Raw genomic sequence first — 15,339 nt, forward strand, 5'->3', positions numbered from 1 at the left:
CTCTCACCCCACCTGGTCAGAAAGTGATGGTGAATCCGTCGATCGAACCGGTGTCGAACTTGAAGACGTCCTGGACGCTCAGCTTCCAGGTGCCGTTGGCGTTCTCGGTGGCGGCGTCGACCGTGTAGGTCTCGTGCACACCGGCGGGGCTGCCCACCCCTCCTGCCTTCTTCAACCGGTAGGTGGCGCCGCTGGGCCCGATGAGACTCACCGTCAGGTCGGCCGAGTAGGTGTGGCTGATGTCCACCTTGACCGGCAGTGACGAGGACGCCTTGCCATCACATCCTTCCTGGGTCACCGAGCTCGTCACCGCGGCACCGGCGTCCGGGATCGCCACCGGGGTGGTGTTCGACTTGGCGCCGCACTTCGGCTCCGGGCCTCCGCCACCGATGAACGACACGTTCAGCAGCTTGTTCAGCGAGCCGCTGCCGGGGTTCTTGACCACCCCGTCGGACGCGTTGTTCACCAGCGCGTCCCGGACCTGTTTCGGCGTCGCGGACGGGTTGGCCGCCAGGTAGAGCGCGGCCGCGCCGACGACGTGCGGCGTCGCCATGGACGTCCCGCTCATCACCGCCGAACTCCCGCTGTTCGGGCTCAGCGACGTGATGTTGCTGCCCGGCGCGAAGATGTCCGTGCACGAACCGTAGTTCGAGAACGACGAACGATTGTCGCCGGAGTCCGTGGCGTTCACCGTGATGGCTTCGGGAACCCGGGCGGGGCTGGTGTTGCAGGCGTCGGTCGACGCGTTGCCGGACGCGACGCCGTAGACGACACCGGACGCGATCGACTTCTTGAGCGCGTCGTCACCCACGCCGGGCGCGTCCATCGTGAGGCTCATGTTCGCCACGGCCGGTTTCCGCGCGTTCGCGGTCACCCAGTCGACGGCGTCGATGATGCCCGAATCCGGACCGGTGTTGTTGCATCCGAGCACCCGGAGGCCGACGATCTTGACCTTCTTGGCGACGCCGTAGGTCTTGCTCGCGATGGTGCCCGCGGTGTGACTGCCGTGCCCGTTGCAGTCCTTGCCGTCACCTCCCATGAAGTCCTTGCCGATACTGGCCCGGCCTTCGTACTCGGGGTTGTCGGGGTTGATGCCCGAGTCGAGGTCGTACGCGGTGACGCCCTCACCGCTGTTGTTGTAGGTGTACTTCTTGTCCAGCGGCAGGGACTTCTGGTCGACGCGGTCCAGGCCCCACGTGGGGTTGGTCTGCGTGTCGGTGCCGCGGGCGGTGCCGTCCTGGTAGACGGCCTTGACCGACGGATCCGCCGCGAGCCGCCTCGCCTGCCGCTCGGTCATCTTCTTCACCGAGAAGCCGTTCAGGGCCGCGGACCACGTCGACCGCACCTCGCCGCCGAAACGCCCGGTCAACGAGGTCGCCGACGCTTGCGCGGTCGCGACGCCGTCCTTCAGCACGACGATGTACTGGTCGGCGTAATGCTGTTTCGCCTGCACCACAACGCCTTCGGCCTCGGCCGCGACGGCGTTTCCGATGCCCAGTGCCAGCAAGGGGGTCAACGCGCCCAAGGTCAGCAGCAATTTCCGGTGGTTACGCATGGAACATCACCTCCGTGGGTAGAACGATCACTGGACGGTGAGCGTGTAGGTGGCGGTCGACGTCTTGCCGGCGCCGTCCTTCGCCGTCACCGTGATCGGGTAGGTACCGGGTTGGAACGGCGCGAAGATCTGCATCGTCGAGCTGCCGCCGCTGGAGATGCTTTGCGGGTTGAAGAACGGCGCGATCGGCAGCCCCGAGCCGGACGCCGACAGCGTGATGGAGCCACTGCCGCCGGTCGCGGAGACCGTCGCGTTCACGAACTGACCCGCCCGTGCGGTCCCCGAGCCGGGGTTGACCGTGACCTTGAGGTCGCCCGGCTCACTGCCGCCCTTGCCGACGGTCAGCGTCAGCGTGGTGGTCGCGGTGTCGGTCGTCCCCTTGCCGGACACGGTGATCGTGTAGTCCCGCTCCGGCGTTCCCGCCGCGGTCTCGATCGTGAGCTTCGCGGTGTCGCCGGACATGATGGACGAAGGCTGGAAGGTCGCCTTGGCACCGTCGGGCAGTCCGGACGCGCTCAGCGCGACGTTCTCGCTGCCGTTCTTGCCTTCCTTGCTCGTGATCGACGTCGAAACGTACTTGCCGGGGTCGGTCTTCACCGCGCCGGGGGACGCCGCGAGGGTGAACTTGTCACCGCTGGGCACGTCACCGATCTGCTGCTTGACCCAGTCCCCCATCTCGTTGTTCAGGCGGCTGTAGACGCTGTACCACCGGAAGTCGCTGCGGCTCCACGACGTGATGCCGACGACCACGCCGTTGACGATGAACGGACCACCGCTGTCACCGGGGAGCACGGTCTTGCGGCCGTCGGAATACCCGGCGCAGATCATCGTCTTCGGGTCGACGCCGTTCTCGACCCCGGTGCACTGGTTCGGGTCGACGATCGGCAGGGTCAGCTTCTGCAGCGTGACGTCGGGCGGGCTGTCGTTCTGGGTCTTCTTGCCGTATCCGAGGCTGAAACCGTCCTTGCCCGGCGTTTCGAGGCCGGTGTCGGCCGAGGTGGCGACCTTCGCGTAACCGCCCGCGGGGACCGGGATGTCCGCGTCGGTGGTGATGATCGCGACGTCGTATCCGTTCCAGGGCTGGGTGAACTTCGGGTGGAGTTGGTAGTCGACGACCTTGAGCTGGGTGCCGCCCGTGCTCACCAGGTCGTCCAGTCCATAAAGGACCGTCTTTTCGCCTGCCAGTTCCTTGCAGTGTGCCGCGACCATCACCTTGCGCGGTGCCACGACCGAACCGCTGCAGCTCTGCCCCTTGGGCCGGGAGCCACCTTCGCGCAACGCCGCGATGGCGAACGGGTAGTCCTTCACCGAGGCGGGTACGCCGCCGATGCCCTGGGCGTGGGCGCCGTCGAGGATCCGGACGTCACCGGTGGGCGCGATCGCCGACGCGGTCGGCTGGGGAGCGGCGCCGGCGGTGCCGCCCAGGACGGGGATCGACAGGGCCGCCACACCCAGTGCCAGCAGGCCTACGATTCTCTTCTTCTTCACGGTGGTTCCTTTCACAGGGGAGAAATCAGAAGGTCAGGGCGAAGTTGTCGATCACGCCGGTGTCGAACCGGTAGACGTCCTGGACACGCAACTTCCAGTCGCCGGTGCGGCTTTCCCCCGAGGTGTCGACGGTGTAGGTCTTGGAGAGGTCGATCGTGCTCACGCCGCCTGCCTGCTTGAGGTTGACGACCTTGCCGCTGGGCGTCAGGAGGTCGATCTTCAGATCGGCCGAGTACGGGTGTTTGATCGCCACTGCCACCGATGTGCCGGAAGTTCCCTTGGCGTCGCAGGAGCCGATGGTCACCGTGCTGGTCACGGCGTCGCCTGCGTCAGGGATCGCGACGTCGTCCGCGCTCGTGCCACCCGCGCAGGACGGCGGATTCGGGGTTCCGCCGAGGAAACCGGTGTACAGCAGCTTGTTCGGCGAGCCCTTGGCGTCGGAGATCTTGCCGGGCGTGGCGTTGTCGAGCAGCGCCTTGGTGACCTGCGCCGGGGTGGCGGACGGGTTCGCGGTGAGGTAGAGCGCGGCCGCGCCCGCGACATGCGGGGTGGCCATGGAGGTGCCGCTCATCTGCTGTGTCCCGCCGCCGTTGCGGGTCGACGTGATGTTGCTGCCCGGGCCGAACAGGTCGGTGCAGGACCCGTAGTTCGAGGACTGCGAGGAGTTGAAGATCGATCGCTTGTCCTGGATGTCGCTCGCGGCGACCGTGATCGCCTCGGGCGTGCGGGCAGGCGAGACGTTGCAGGCGTCCTGGCCCTCGTTGCCCGCGGCGACCGTGACGGTGATACCCGCCCGGACCGCTCCTTGAACCGCCTGGTCCACTGTGGAGGTCGCCCCGCCGCCGATGCTCATCGTGAGCACCGCGGGTTTCCGGGCGTTCTTGGTGACCCAGTCGATACCGGACACGATCGTCGACCACGGCGCGCTGCCGTTGCAGCCGAGCACGCGGACGGCGACGATCTTCACACCTTTCGCGATCCCGTAGGTCGTGCTGCCGACGGTTCCCGAGACGTGTGTGCCGTGGCCTTGGCAGTCCGAGGCGTCGCTGTCGTTGTCCACGAAGTCGTAGCCACTGCTCGCGCGGCCGCCGAACTCCGACTGGCGATAGTCGGTGCCGGTGTCGAGCACGTAGACCGTGGCACCGTCGCCTTTGTTGGCGTAGTCGTACTTCTTGTCGAGCGGCAGGTCCTTCTGGTCGACCCGGTCCAGGCCCCAGGTGGGGTCGTTCTGGGTGTCCGTGGCACGCGCGAGGGAATCCGGCTCGACCGAGGCGACGGCAGGATCCGTCGCGAGCCGCCGGGCCTGCGCCTCGGTCATCCGGCCCGCGAAACCGCGCAGCGCGGCGTCATAGGTGCGCGTGACCTGTCCGCCGTACTCCGCCGCCAGTGAGCGAGCATCGGCGGTGGTCACCGTCGATGCCTTGAAAGTGACGAGGTAGGAGCCCGGAATGGCGTCCGGCACCCAGGCCTGGACGGCGGGCCCTACCGGCGAGGCGACCGCGGGCAGCGCCGACATCGAAGCGCAGACGGCGAGCGACAGGCCCGCGATGGCCGACACCCATCGGGGTCGGAGATTTTCGCGCATTGAATACTCCTGAAAGCAGGGGAATCGACACCGGGGAGACAGTGCGAACGTGGCCACAACCACGTTGTGACAACAGTGAGTTCTCAATCGGCGAAGAACAATAGGTACCACACCCGGCCGGATACTCAATTAAAAGCGCACATTTTTATGATCAGTGCCGTGGTGTCATTGAATAAGGGACCTCATGAAATTCCGAATACCCGACGATGCGATATCGGCATTCTTTCGTGACGGTCAGGCCCGCTGCTCGCGCAGCAGATCCTCGGTGAGCACCGCACGCGACGGCAGATCCAGCTTGGTCAGCGCCCGGCCGATGTGGACTTCGACCGTCCTCGCGGAAAGGAAGAGCCGTTCCGCGATCTCACGGTTACTGAGGCTTTGCGCGGCAAGCCGCGCGACCTCGAGTTCGCGCGGCGACAAGGACTGCCCGTATCCACGACGCCCCCTCGACGGAGTGGTCGGGTCGTGGCGCGCCAGAAGCCGCCGGCACCGCTGGGCATCCGCGGCGGATTTCAGAGAACGGTAAATGGTTTCGGCGGAGGTCAGCGCTCCCAGCAGTTTCCGGTGGTCACCGAGTTCGGCGTGACACTCACCCGCGAGTTCGCTCGCGACAGCGGCGGCATAGGGCCTTGGCAACGCCTGATAGGCCAGGGACGCCCGGCCGAACGATTCGGCCGCGTCGCCCGGTCGTTTTCGGGCGAGCAGACCTCGGCAGAAGAGGGCGGCGGCGTGGGCGAGCGGCGCGTCGCGCTCGGCGATCCCTTCCTGATACTCGTCCACCAGCCGCGTCGCCGCTTCGTGTTGTGCCAGGGCGACGAGAACCCGTACGGCGGACGGCAGGAGTTCGGCCGCCCAGACCCAGTTGTTCTTCCGGCGAATGGTCTCGAGCCCGCTCTCCGCGAGCCGCGCGGCGGTGGGAAGTTCTTTGGCCGCGAGGAGGACGGTCACCCGCCCGGCGAACGCCGAAGCCTGCTGCGGCACGTTCCCCGCCGCGAGTGTGAAGGCGGCGTCGAAGTTCCGTGAGGCCTCCTTGCGACGTCCGTTGCCCAGCCGGTGCCAGCCCAGCGCGAGCAAGGGTTCCGCCGCGAGCGAACTGCCCTCACCGACACGCTCCAGCAACTCGCGGACGCCGGTCTCCACTTCCGGCCAGATCCCCATCGCGACATCGAGCCGAAGGTCCGTCCCGGCGGCGAGCGCCTCCAAGTAGGGCTGTTCCTCGTCCTGGATCAGCCTCCGGGCCGTGGCCAGATAAGTTCTCGCCACGGGGTAGTACCCGTTCCACGCGGCCGCGTCGGCGAGGTTGATGTAGGTCCGGCTGACCTGCCTGCGCACCTCGGCCGACCGCGGCGAGGCCGGCAGCGTACCGACGTCCTGCCAAGCTCCGGGATCGGCGATCTGCATCCGACCGGAAACCCTGTTCGCGGTCACCGCGGCGATCAGTTCGACGTCACGGGTGCCCTTGCTGGCCTGCACCGCCTCGTCCAGCCGGCGCATGTTCTCCTCGACCGGAACCGCCCCGACGTGCGGAAGCGCCAAGGTGATCAAGCCGCGAGCGAGAAGCGGGCGCCGGTCGGCGAGATCCGTGATGGCCAGCTCGATCTCCGAACGGCCTGCGTCGACCTGCCCGGCCTGATTGATGAGGACACGACCGAGGTTGATCCGGATCTCGCCGCGGGCGGCCTTGCTCATCGGCCACTCGCGCGCCGCCGTGCGCAGCAGCCGCAGAGTGGTTTCGCCGATCAGCCCGTACGCCGTCTCCCTGCTGAGGCGGACGGCGAAGTCCTCCCTGTTCGCACGGGAAAGAGCCGCGTCCCCGAGCGCGGCCTCGAGCAGACGCACGGCGTCCTCCGGCCGGCCTTCGGCGGTCGCCAGGTCCACGGATTCCGCGACCCGCCGGGCCCACTCGTCGAGCTCACCCGCCTCCCGGTGGTGGTACGCGATCCTTTCCGGTCGCGGTTCGTCCGAGCCGGCGAGGAACCGCGCGGCGTTGGAGTGCAGCCGGTACCGCCGAGGGCCCGGGACGGCGGCATGGACCGCGTCGGCGACCAAGGGACTGCGCACCGCATAACGATCGTTGCCCTGGTCTCGCAGGAATCCCCCGGCCATCGCCTGAAGCAGGTCGTCGACGATTCCGGCCCAGTCCGAGCCGGCCACGGCCGCGAGGGTCTTGGCGCACGCCGGTCGCCCGAGGATCACCGCGGCGGACACGATCGCCGCGGCGCCTTCGTCCAGCACGGCGTACCTCGCGGCGAGTTCCGCCGCCCAAGCACCGGGGACGACCTTCTCCGAAAGTTTCACCGCGGCCCGCGCGTCAAGTCCGGCGACCGATTCCAGGACCGCCGTGACCGCGGCGGCCACGCCGTCGGTCCGGCGATGGACCCGCTCGGCGAGTTCCAGCGAACCGGCCATCGCCGCGATGTCCTCGACCTGAAGCGGCTTCAGGGTGAACCGAGCCGTCACTCCGGCGCGGGGAGGCCACCACGAGTCGCGGGCTTCGCCTTGCCGCAACCGGATCGCAGAGCTCGTCAGGACGACCAGCCGTTCGGACGGCCTGGACGCCAGATAGCGGAGGAACTCCTGGGTTTCCTCGTCCGCCTCGTCCGCGTCGTCGACGATCAGAAGCGTGCGTTCGGGCAAGGTCAGCAGCTCACGAAGCGCGCGGTGCACCAGGTGACGATCGGACCCGAGCGGATCCGGCAGTACGGGTCTCAGCTCCGGAAGCAGCGGGTGAAGAACCCCGGCGAGGGGCGACAGACGGTCGGCCATCCCCCTCCATTCGCCCGCCGCGGTTCCCAGCGCGTCGAGTACCGGCGCCAGCGGCACGGGATCGCGCTCTCGCGCGCAGCGGACCTCGATCACCGTCCGGTTCCGGCCTTCGGATCGTGCGACCCGATCGAGGAGGCTCGACCGCCCGGAGCCGGGCTCACCTTCGACCACGATGAAGGCCGACGGCTTGGCGATCTCCTGCTCCAGCGCTTTCTCCACCGCGGGTGCCCCTTACGTCAGTGTGACCGGCCCAGCTCGACGAGCGAGTCGAATAACGACTCGACCGCGCGGCACACCGCGTGCGGAGGCGTGTCGTGCGGGCCGATGACCTCGGCGAGCCGCTCCCAGGCGAACGTGCCCAGCACACGGGCCAGCACCGCCCTGACCGCCGCCGGTTCCCCGGGCACCGGGTGCAGCGCGTCCGCTCCCCCGCTGAGATCCGCACCGGGATCCAGCGCGTCGACGCATCGCGACACCACCTCCCGGGTCAGCCGGACCACCACCGCGAGCGCCGGCCCGCGCAGGTAAGGCGCGATGTCGGCGGCCGCGCTCATCCGGACCAGGACGGCGGCCACGATGCTGTCGCGAACCACGGACGCGGGCGAGACGACGGCCGGCACATTCTTCCCTTCGACGCCGTACCTGAGCCTCTCCAGCATCTCCGTGGACGGTGGCCGTGACCAGCCCGCACGCGATAAGTGAGGGTACGTAGAGAATGCGGCGCGCCGTTCAGGCGGAAGGCCGGCGCGTCGCCGGTTGGTTGTGTCCAAAATGGATCTCGACGGCTTCGACGCCGCTGCACAACGACCCGATGCGCCCCACCGAAAATGCAAAAAGTCCCGACCGCTACGATCGGGACTTTTCGGATGGATGCTGCTGGTACCCCCGATGGGATTCGAACCCACGCTACCGGCGTGAGAGGCCGGCGTCCTAGGCCGCTAGACGACGGGGGCTAGGATTTTCTCCTTCAGGAGGAGATTTTCAGTTGTTCACCTGCTGTGTTGCTGTGGAGAAACTTACCAGACCGGGTTTCCCGCCTTCGCAGGGGGGTCACTCTGTGTTTCACTCCGGAGAGTTCTCCAGCTGGGGTACCAGGACTCGAACCTAGACTAACTGGACCAGAACCAGTCGTGCTGCCAATTACACCATACCCCAGTGAGGTACCGTTCCGATCTTGACCGGCTCGGTGCCGCACGAGAAAGAATACTAGAGCACGCTGTTCCGCACCGTGAAAGCGGGGGTCTCACTAGCGCGCTGAGCGGGCACGCCGAGCTTCGCGAACTCGGAAACGAGCAGCTCAGGCAGCTCGTCGAGGCCCGAGATGGTGTGCACGCCCGCCGGGGCGCGCTCGGCGATGCCGTCCCGGTCGAGCCAGACGGCCCCCAGGCCGGCGTCGCGTGCGCCGATGGCGTCGGTGTCGAGTTTGTCGCCGACGTGGACGGCCTGCGCCGGGTCGCAGCCGAGGCCGAGGCAGACCGAGTGGAACATCGCCGGGTCGGGTTTGGCTACTCCGAGTTCACCGGCGATGGCCACGTGATCGAAGAACCGGGCGAGGCCGAGGTCGGCGATCTTCTTGCGCTGATGCGCGCCCGAGGCGTTCGTGACCGCGGCGACGAGAACACCGGCGGCCCGCAGCCATTCCAGGCACGGGAGGACATCTTCGAACAATTGCCACGAACGAGTGAGAATTTCACGGCGGCGTCTTTCGAAGCCGCTGACCTGCTCTTCGTCGGCCAAAATGCCGATCTCGGCGAGGAAACATTCCGTACGCTTGTAATGCATGGTCGCGTAATCGATTTCGCCCGCGACCACCAGCGCGACATGCTCTTCGGTGATGAGATCCCACAGCGGCCAAAGGTCGTTCTGGCCGGTGAGGGCGCTCAGGCTGAGGCGGATCGCCGCCGTGCAGTCGATCAACGTGTCATCGATGTCGAGGCACACCAATCGCAACTCCGGCGGCTCCCACGGGGCTCCGTCCGGAGCGTCCGGCGTGGTTCGTGACGAGGTCCGGGGCACGAGAGCGAAATCCACCAAGTGAGGCTAGGGCACTCAGCGCGATCGCGACTCTGCCGATGAGGTGATTAAGGCTGCTCTGTTCCGGCGCGGGCACTCTACTCCCAGTTGGTGAGATGACGTGTTTTAGTTACCGGCCAACGGCTAACGCGGGCGGCCGGGTGAAATGTCGATACGCGGCACGCCATCCGATTCGCGGCGCGCACACCCTGTGATGACAACGAAATCCTTGTCCCGCTTACGTCACGAGACCGTCCACAAGGGCATTTCCGTGATCGCCGTCCTTCCGGGACGGTCGCGCACCGCTCAAGTCCTTTTTGGACACTCGTCGCGGGGCCCGCCGGCTCACACGGTCCGGTGAGACCTGGGCCATACCCCGAACAGCGTATCCGCCCGGATGGCGCTTGACGCGCCTGCCGGAGGGGTGCATCCTGAGCTTATTCAACAAGTGATGAATAAGGGTTCGAAGGGGTGGGACGGATGAACGAACGTACGAACTGCGTGGTCGTCGGCGGTGGCCCCGCGGGGATGGTCGCCGGATTGCTGCTGGCCAGGGCCGGGGTCGAGGTCACCGTGCTGGAGAAGCACCAGGACTTCCTGCGGGACTTCCGCGGCGACACCGTGCACCCGTCGACGTTGACGTTGCTGGACGAGCTGGGCCTCAGCGAGAAATTCCTCAGCCTGCCGCACAGCGAGATCGCCTACGCCGGCTTCCCCGCCGAGGACGGCACGATGATGCGCCTCGCCGACCTGACCAGGCTGAAGGTGGCGCACCCGTACATCGCCATGGTCCCGCAGTGGGACTTCCTGGACCTGCTCGCCGACGCCGGCACGAAGGAACCCACGTTCACGCTGCGCCAGAGCACCGAGATGACCGGGCTGATCTTCGAACACGGCCGGGTGAGCGGGGTCTGCTACCGCGACGCCGACGGGAAGACCGGCGAACTGCGCGCCGACCTGGTGATCGCCGCCGACGGCCGCTGGTCGCTGGCCCGCCGCGAGGCCGGGCTGACGACGAAGGACTACCCCATCCCGTTCGACGCGTGGTGGTTCCGGATCTCGCGGCGGGACGGCGAACGCGAAGGCATGCTGACCCCGAAGATGCGCGATCGCCGCTTCGCCGTGCCGCTGCCCCGCAAGGGCTACTTCCAGATCGCCTACCTCAGCCCCAAGGGCCAGGACCTGCGCGACCAGGGCATCGAGGCGTTCCGGGAGAACGTGGCCGCGATCCTGCCCGAACTGGCCGACCGCGTGGACGAGCTGAAGACGACGGACGACGTCAAATTCCTCGACGTCAAGATGAACCTGCTGCGGAAGTGGCATCTCGACGGGCTGCTGTGCATCGGTGACGCGGCGCACGCGATGTCGCCGGTCGGCGGGGTGGGCATCAACCTCGCGGTGCAGGACGCGGTCGCGGCCGCCACCCTGCTCGCCGAACCGCTGCGCCGCGGGAGGCCGTCGGTGGCGGATCTGGCGAAGGTCCGCAAGCGCCGTCTCGCGCCCACGATGCTGGTGCAGGGGCTGCAGCGGATGCTGCACAAGAACGTGATGGGGCCGGTGATGGCGGGCAAGCGCAACGGCCCGCCCGCGCCGATGGTGAAGCTGTTCAGCAGGTTCCCCGCACTGTCCTACATCCCCGCGCGGCTGCTGGGCCTGGGGCTGCGGCCCGGGCACGCCCCGGCCTTCGCGCGGCGGGCGATGGAACCGGCCGGTAGCTAGATTCCAGATGTCATGAAAGGGTCGTTCAGGACGAAAAACGTCCTGAACGACCCTTTCATGACACTTGAGGTCAGATGTCCTGGACCGGGTTCGTCAGGGTGCCGATGCCCTCGATGGTGATCGACACGGACTGGCCGTCCTCGATCGGGCCGACGCCCTCGGGCGTGCCGGTCAGGATGACGTCACCGGGCAGCAGGGTCATCACCCCGGACACGAATTCGACCAGCTCGGGGATCTTGTGCACCAGGTCCGACGTCCGGCCGTCCTGCTTCAGCACACCGTCCACCTCGGACTTGAGCGCGAGATCGGCCGCGTCGAGCGAGGTCTCGATCCACGGGCCGAGCGGGCAGAAGGTGTCGAAGCCCTTCGCCCTGCCCCACTGGCCGTCGGACTTCTGCAGGTCACGCGCGCTGACGTCGTTCGCCACGGTGTAGCCGAGGATCGCGCTCGCCGCACGGGCGGCGGGCACGTTCTTGACCGGCTGGCCGATGACGATCGCCAGTTCGCCCTCGAAGTCGACGCGGCCGACACCACGCGGACGGCGGATCGGCACGTTCGGCCCGATCACCGTGGTCGACGGCTTGATGAACAGCATCGGGTCCTGCGGGACCTCGTTGCCGAACTCGGCCGCATGCTTGGCGTAGTTCCGGCCGACCGCGATCACCTTCGACGGCAGGATCGGCGCGAGCAGCCGGACGTCGGCGAGCGGCCAGCGTTTGCCGGTGAAGTTGGGGTTGCCGAAGGGGTGCTCGGCGATTTCCAGTACCTGGGCGTCGTCGCCGTCCCCTTCGATCGAAGCGAACGCGACACCGCCGGGATGAGCAATTCGGGCTAGACGCACTCCCCCACTGTACGACTCCTCACGCCGGGCCCTCGCTGAGGGACTTGTGCACGAGCGCGTCGCACAGCGCCAGCCAGCTCGCCTCGACGATGTTGCCGTGCACGCCGACGGTGGTCCACTCGCGCTCGCCGTCGCTGGTCTCGACGAGCACGCGGGTGACGGCGTCGGTGCCCGGATGGCCGGGCAGGATCCGCACCTTGTAGTCGGCCAGCTCGACACTGTCCAACCAGGACAGATGCGGGCTGAGCGCCTCGCGCAGGGCGGCGTCGAGCGCGTGCACGGGGCCGTTGCCCTCGGCGGTCGCGATCACGCGCTGCCCGGCGACGTGCACCTTCACCGTCGCCTCGGAGACGACCTCACCGTCGGACCGGTGGTCGAGGACGACCCGGTACGACTCGAGTTCGAACGGCGGTTCGTCGAGGACGTCGCTCTGCGGGCCGTCGACCTCCCGCCGCAGCAGCAGTTCCAGTGAAGCGTCCGCGGCTTCGAAGGACCAGCCTTCGGATTCGAGGCGTTTCACCTTCTTCACGGCGCTCGTCAGCGCCTCGGGCTGGCCGGCAAGGTCGACCCCGAGCTCACGTCCCTTGAGCTCCAGGCTGGCCCTGCCGGCCATCTCGGTGACCAGTACCCGCATGTCGTTGCCGACGGAAGCTGGATCGATGTGGTTGTACAGCAACGGATCCACCTTGATCGCGCTCGCGTGCAGTCCCGCCTTGTGGGCGAAGGCCGACGCCCCTACGTAAGCCTGGTGGGTGTAGGGGGCGATGTTCGCGATTTCGGCAAGGGCATGGGAGACCCGGGTGAGCTCGGCGGCGCCTCCGGTCGGGAGGACCTCCATTCCGAGCTTGGTCACCAAATTCCCTGTCACGGCGAAAAGATCGGCGTTACCCGCCCGCTCGCCGTAACCATTGGCGGTGCACTGGACGTGCGTCACGCCGGCCTGCACGGCGGCGACGGAATTCGCCACCGCGCAGGAAGTGTCGTCCTGACAATGGATTCCGAGCCGGAATCCGGTCCTTTCCTTGACCTCACGGACGGTTTCCGCGAGGCCGAGCGGCAGTTGGCCGCCATTGGTGTCGCACAGCACGGCGACGTCGGCGCCCGCGTTCACTCCCGCGTCGAGCACCTTCAGCGCGGTGTCCGGGGAGAACGCGTAGCCGTCGAAAAAGTGTTCCGCGTCAAGGAAGACGCGACGTCCTTCACCGACGAGGAACGCGACGGTGTCGCGCACCATCTCGCACGCCTCGTCGACGTCGACCCGCAACGCGCGTTCGATGTGGCGCAGATCCGATTTGGCCACGAGCGTGACCACCGGTGCCTGCGAGTCGAGCAGGGCCCGCACCTGCTGGTCCTGCTCGGCCTTGGTGCCCGCCTTCCGCGTCGCGCCGAACGCGACGAGCGCGGCGTGGCGGAGTTTCAGCTCGCCCGAAGCGGCGCGGGCGAAGAATTCCGTGTCCTTGGGCAGCGCGCCCGGCCATCCGCCTTCGATGAACCCGACCCCGAGATCGTCGAGCAGCCTCGCCACCGCCAGTTTGTCCGTGACGGAGTAGGAGATCCCCTCACGCTGCGCGCCGTCGCGCAACGTCGTGTCGTACAGGTGGAAAGCGTCGCCGAGCGGTGTATCGGCGGGCTCCTTGCGGGTCACGGGAATCTCCTCGTGGTGGTGGCAAAGCGTGTTCAGGCAACAAAAAAACCTCCCGCATGGGTGCGAGAGGTTGCGCGCCGGGGGCTCTTGTGGAGCTGTTACCCGGCGCGCTCGGCGATAATGATGGTGCAGGAGGTCACGGACGCATCATGGCACACGCTTCGCCAGGCGTCCACAAGCCGGGCGAGACTTCCCACTTTCTGGGAGCCCGCGGCGACCCCGAATGCCATGAACGGTCCGTTCCTGGCGAAATTTGCCAGGAACGGACCGTTCATGGCGCGAGCCAGCGGCGTCATGGACACCGACTGGCGGTCTCGCGTGACTGGACGGACGACACACGTGAGCCAAGGGACGACACGCGTGACTGGACGGACGACTCGCGGCGGGGCGTCGCAGCGGACGCGTCGCCCCTCTGGTCACACGTGTCGTCCATCGGATCACACGTGTCGTCCATCGGATCACGCGCAGCCGCCGTTCGGTCCAGGTAGACCGAACGCAGCGAAGGGGCCCTTCACCGCGTGAAACGCGGCGAAGGGCCCCTTCAGCCCAAGAAGAACTACTGAGTGACCGGGCGCACGTTCGACGACACCAGGGCCGCCAGCCGGTCACCGATCGCGTGCGTCGCACCGGGCGACGCCTGGTCGCGGGTCGCGAGGTCGAAGGCCACCGAGGCCTCGATCCGCCGCGCCGCTTCCTTCTGTCCCAAGTGGTCCAGCAGCAGCGAGACCGAGAGCACCGCGGCGGTCGGGTCGGCGAGACCCTGGCCGGCGATGTCCGGCGCGCTGCCGTGCACCGGCTCGAACATGCTCGGGTTCCGCCGGGTGATGTCGAGGTTCCCGCTCGCCGCCAGCCCGATGCCGCCGGTCACGGCGGCCGCCAGGTCGGTGATGATGTCGCCGAACAGGTTGTCCGTCACCACGACGTCGAACCGGGACGGGTCGGTCACCAGGTGGATGGTCGCGGCGTCCACATGGGAATAGGCGACCGTCACCTCCGGGTGCTCCAGCGAGACCTCTTCGACGATCCGCGACCACAGCGAGCCCGCGTACTCCAGCACGTTCGTCTTGTGCAGGAGCGTCAGGTGCTTGCGGGGCCGCGCCTCGGCCCGGTTGAACGCGTCGGTCACCACGCGCCGGACGCCGAACGCCGTGTTGACGCTGACCTCCGTCGCGATCTCGTTCTCGGTGTCCTTGCGCAGCAGGCCACCATTGCCCGCGTACGGGCCTTCGGTGCCTTCACGCACGACAACCATGTCGATCTCGCCCGCCTCGGCGAGCGGTCCACGCACCCCCGGGTACAACCGGGCGGGGCGCAGGTTCACGTGGTGGTCGAGTTCGAACCTGAGCCGCAGCAACAGGCCACGCTCCAGGATGCCGCTCGGCACCGTCGGGTCGCCCACCGCGCCCAGCAGGATCGCGTCGTGCTGACGGAGTTCACCGAGTACCGACTCCGGGAGCAGCTCGCCGGTGGAGTGCCACCGGGCGGCGCCGAGGTCGTAGTTCGTGATCTCCGCCGTCGGTACGACCTCACCGAGCACCTTGAGCGCCTCGGAGACCACTTCGGGCCCGATCCCGTCTCCTGGGATCACCGCGAGCCGCATCCACACACCTCCGTAGACCAGGCCACCGGCAGTCCGGATGGCCCATCCGCAAGAAAACGCCAGCAGCGGAAGGTTACCGGCCGTAGCCCGGTAGCCGTAGCCGCACCACCCTTATGCCGGAACCTCC

General features: G+C 67.7%; 10 protein-coding genes and 2 tRNA genes. 1 reads left to right on the forward strand and 11 read right to left on the reverse strand.

From position 1 onward, the window contains the following. Window positions 1-16 precede the first annotated feature (16 nt). The 8 genes from AB8M46_RS02205 to AB8M46_RS02240 all read right to left on the reverse strand — a co-directional run bounded on the left by AB8M46_RS02205 (window position 17) and on the right by AB8M46_RS02240 (window position 9,335). A complete protein-coding gene (locus AB8M46_RS02205; protein ID WP_037341962.1) occupies window positions 17-1,555 on the reverse strand; it encodes a S8 family peptidase in 1,539 nt (512 codons plus the stop codon). Window positions 1,556-1,582: 27 nt separating this feature from the next. Next, window positions 1,583-3,043, reverse strand: a complete 1,461-nt coding sequence (locus AB8M46_RS02210) for a trypsin-like serine protease (protein WP_394359410.1) — start codon at window positions 3,041-3,043, stop codon at window positions 1,583-1,585. A gap of 25 nt (window positions 3,044-3,068) precedes the next feature. After that, window positions 3,069-4,628: a S8 family peptidase gene (locus AB8M46_RS02215; RefSeq protein WP_394359411.1), complete on the reverse strand. Its 1,560-nt coding sequence runs from the start codon at window positions 4,626-4,628 to the stop codon at window positions 3,069-3,071. A gap of 234 nt (window positions 4,629-4,862) precedes the next feature. After that, window positions 4,863-7,613, reverse strand: a complete 2,751-nt coding sequence (locus AB8M46_RS02220; RefSeq protein ID WP_394359412.1) for a LuxR C-terminal-related transcriptional regulator — start codon at window positions 7,611-7,613, stop codon at window positions 4,863-4,865. Window positions 7,614-7,630: 17 nt separating this feature from the next. Beyond that, window positions 7,631-8,053: a hypothetical protein gene (locus AB8M46_RS02225; RefSeq protein WP_037341956.1), complete on the reverse strand. Its 423-nt coding sequence runs from the start codon at window positions 8,051-8,053 to the stop codon at window positions 7,631-7,633. A gap of 218 nt (window positions 8,054-8,271) precedes the next feature. Continuing rightward, window positions 8,272-8,347: transfer RNA gene (locus AB8M46_RS02230), tRNA-Glu, on the reverse strand. A 130-nt stretch (window positions 8,348-8,477) separates the two neighbouring features. Continuing rightward, window positions 8,478-8,549 (reverse strand) — tRNA-Gln (locus tag AB8M46_RS02235). 51 nt (window positions 8,550-8,600) lie between these two features. Beyond that, window positions 8,601-9,335 (reverse strand): HAD family hydrolase, encoded by a 735-nt coding sequence (locus AB8M46_RS02240; protein WP_037342565.1) that lies wholly within the window; start codon window positions 9,333-9,335, stop codon window positions 8,601-8,603. Between the two features lie 552 nt (window positions 9,336-9,887). Here AB8M46_RS02240 and AB8M46_RS02245 point away from each other — a divergent pair. Next, a complete protein-coding gene (locus AB8M46_RS02245; protein ID WP_394359413.1) occupies window positions 9,888-11,126 on the forward strand; it encodes an FAD-dependent oxidoreductase in 1,239 nt (412 codons plus the stop codon). Window positions 11,127-11,196: 70 nt separating this feature from the next. On the opposite strand, the gene AB8M46_RS02250 is transcribed toward AB8M46_RS02245, so the two are convergent. The 3 genes from AB8M46_RS02250 to AB8M46_RS02260 form a co-directional block, all read right to left on the reverse strand. Continuing rightward, a complete protein-coding gene (locus AB8M46_RS02250) occupies window positions 11,197-11,967 on the reverse strand; it encodes a fumarylacetoacetate hydrolase family protein (protein WP_037341952.1) in 771 nt (256 codons plus the stop codon). Window positions 11,968-11,986: 19 nt separating this feature from the next. Continuing rightward, window positions 11,987-13,612: a citramalate synthase gene (cimA, locus tag AB8M46_RS02255; protein ID WP_037341950.1), complete on the reverse strand. Its 1,626-nt coding sequence runs from the start codon at window positions 13,610-13,612 to the stop codon at window positions 11,987-11,989. 556 nt (window positions 13,613-14,168) lie between these two features. Then, window positions 14,169-15,212, reverse strand: coding sequence for a 3-isopropylmalate dehydrogenase (locus AB8M46_RS02260; protein WP_007031599.1), 1,044 nt, complete (start codon window positions 15,210-15,212; stop codon window positions 14,169-14,171). Between the last annotated feature and the right edge of the window lie 127 nt (window positions 15,213-15,339).

Origin of the sequence: Amycolatopsis sp. SB7-3 (genome assembly GCF_041021335.1) — a bacterium.
In the GTDB taxonomy this organism is placed as follows: Bacteria; Actinomycetota; Actinomycetes; order Mycobacteriales; family Pseudonocardiaceae; genus Amycolatopsis; species Amycolatopsis japonica.